The following is a 2,759-nucleotide window of genomic DNA, read 5'->3' on the forward strand; positions in this document are numbered from 1 at the left end:
TGCGCGTTCCAGCCGATCGTGATCACCGATTCCAGGCGATCGTGATCACCCATTCCAGAGCATCGTGATCACCACTTCCAGCCGATCGTGATCGCTATTTCCAGCGATCGAGATCGGGGACAACCGGGAGGCACGCACCGCTGACAGTCTGCAACCTGGCTACCTTGGTCTTTTGCCCAACCGCAGAGGATCGAGATGCCGACAGAGAGACTGTCCATGCGCCACATTCGTGAAGTTCTACGCCTGCACTACAGCGTCGGCATGTCGCAGCGCGCCGTTGCCCGCAGCCTCGGCTTGGCCCAGGGCACGGTCAGCAAGTACCTCAACCGAACCCGCCGCGCCGGCCTGACCTGGCCGTTGCCACCGGAGCTGGATGACGATGTCCAGCTCGAGAACCGGTTGTATCCGCCGCCCTCCGATCTGCCCAGCGACGAGCGTCCGCAGCCGGATTGGGCGCTCGTGCATCGCGAGCTGCGACGCCCGAGCGTCACGCTGATGCTGCTGTGGGAGGAGTATTGCGACGCAAACTCCGACAGCTTCAGCTATTCGTGGTTCTGCGAACGCTACAAGGAATGGGCCGGCCGCCTGAAGCCGACCCTTCGCCAGGTCCATATCGCCGGCGAGAAGCTGTTCGTCGACTATTCCGGCCACACCATGGAGGTGGTTGACGGGCTCAGCGGCGAGGTGCGCAGCACGCAGGTTTTCGTCGCCGTTCTCGGCGCCTCGAACTACACCTACGCCGAGGCCAGCCTCAGCCAGAGCCTGCCGGACTGGATCGGCTCGCACGTTCGGGCATTTGCCTATTTCAGCGGTGTGGCCCGGCAGACGGTGAGCGACAATCTGAAGGCCGGTATCACGCGGGCTTGCTTTCACGAGCCGATGGTCAACCGGACCTATGCCGATCTCGCCCGCCACTACCGCACCGCCATCGTTCCGGCGCGGCCGTATCGTCCGCGCGACAAAGCCAAGGTCGAAGTCGGGGTCCAAATCGTCGGGCGATGGATTCTGGCGCGCTTGCGCAACCGCCGCTTCTTCTCGCTCGCCGCCCTTAACGAGGCGATCTACGCGCTCCTTGCCGAGCTGAACGATCGGCCTCTCCGGAGCTGGGGGCGAAGTCGGCGCGAACTGTTCGAGGAGCTCGATCATCCCGCGCTCACCCCCTTGCCGGATGAACCGTACGAGTATGCCGAGTGGAAGCGCTGCCGGGTCAATCTCGATTATCACGTCGAGATCGCCAAGCATTACTACAGCGTCCCTCACAACCTCGTGCATCAGGAGGTCGAGGCTCGCATCACCCAAAAGACCGTCGAGATATTTCTCCGCGGCAAGCGGGTGGCCTCGCATCTGCGCAGCACGTTGCCGCATCGCCCGACCACGATTCCCGAGCATATGCCGAGCTCACATCGCCGCTATCGCGACTGGACCCATGAGCGCATTCGTTCCGAAGCCGCCAAGGTCGGTCCCGATGCTCAGACGCTGATCGACGTCATCCTGCGGTCGCGGCCGCATCCGGAACAAGGCTTCCGCTCCGCCATCGGCATTCTCGGGCTGGTCAAGCGCTACGGCCAGGAACGCGTCGATGCCGCTTGTGCCCGGGCCCTCCTGCTCAACGCCCGTTCGTACAAATCGGTCGCCGCGATCCTCAAGAACGGCACTGACAGAACTGCTCCTCCCGCCGAGGAGGCGCCCATCCTCTTCCACACCAACATCCGTGGCCGCAGCTATTACAATTGATCAGGAGAGATCAGCATGCTCATTCACCCGACCGTCGATCGCTTGCGCGCACTCGGCCTCGCCGCCATGGCCGATACCTGCGTCGAACTGCAGAACAATCCCGAGGCGGCCGAGATGCCGCACGCCGATTGGCTCGGCCTCCTCGTCGATCGCGAGGTCACTGCCCGCGACAACCGCCGCCTCACGCGCCGCTTGACCGGTGCCAAGCTCCGTCAAGCCGCCACCATCGAGAATGTCGACTATCGCACTGCCCGTGGTCTCGATCGTTCGCTCTTCCAGAACCTCGTCACCTGTCAATGGATCCGTGACAGCAACCACCTGGTCATTGTCGGCCCAACCGGCACCGGCAAGTCCTGGCTTGCCTGCGCGCTCGGCAATAAGGCCTGCCGCGACGGCTTTTCCGTCCTCTACAAGCGAACATCCCGCCTGTTCGCCGATCTCGCCCAGGCGCGCGGCGAAGGCCGTCTGGTGCGACTGATCGCGGCCCTGGAGCGCGTCAATCTCCTCATCCTCGACGACTGGGGACCCGAACCGCTCACCGCCGACCAGCGCCGTGATCTGCTTGAGATCGTCGATGATCGCTACGACAAGGGATCCCTGTTGATCACAAGTCAGGTCCCCGTGCCACAATGGCATGACGTCATTGCCGATCCCACCCTTGGCGATGCGATATTGGATCGCATCATTCACAATGCGCACCGCATCGAGCTCAAAGGCGACAGCCTGCGCCGTCAGGCCGGCGAAAAGAAAAAACCATGATCGCATCACGCGCGATCGCCCCGCCGGCCCACAGGCCCCTCCCGCGCGCGTCGCTCCGTCGCTCGTGGGGGCACTCCGCGTCGCGCGCGGGTCCCTCCCATGGACCGCCGCGTCGATCTCCAAACCAACCCGCCAGCCTTGACGAGGAGGCCATTTCCAGCACACTTAAACCCGTCAGCCGTGTTCGCCTCCGAACCTGATCACGATCAGTGGAATCCGTGATCACCATCGCCTGGAACACCTGATCACCATCCCTGGAATACGCA

Annotated in this window: 2 protein-coding genes; both read left to right on the forward strand. The window is 63.4% G+C overall.

The features are described from left to right. Nucleotides 1-195: 195 nt before the first annotated feature. The gene (gene istA, locus AC1RQP_RS40100; RefSeq protein WP_492943288.1) at nucleotides 196-1,734 is read left to right on the forward strand and encodes an IS21 family transposase; all 1,539 of its coding nucleotides are present in this window, start codon (nucleotides 196-198) and stop codon (nucleotides 1,732-1,734) included. A 15-nt stretch (nucleotides 1,735-1,749) separates the two neighbouring features. Next, a complete protein-coding gene (istB, locus tag AC1RQP_RS40105) occupies nucleotides 1,750-2,493 on the forward strand; it encodes an IS21-like element helper ATPase IstB (RefSeq protein WP_492943290.1) in 744 nt (247 codons plus the stop codon). Nucleotides 2,494-2,759 lie beyond the last annotated feature (266 nt).

This window comes from Bradyrhizobium sp. GW821-FHT13H06, assembly GCF_058803975.1.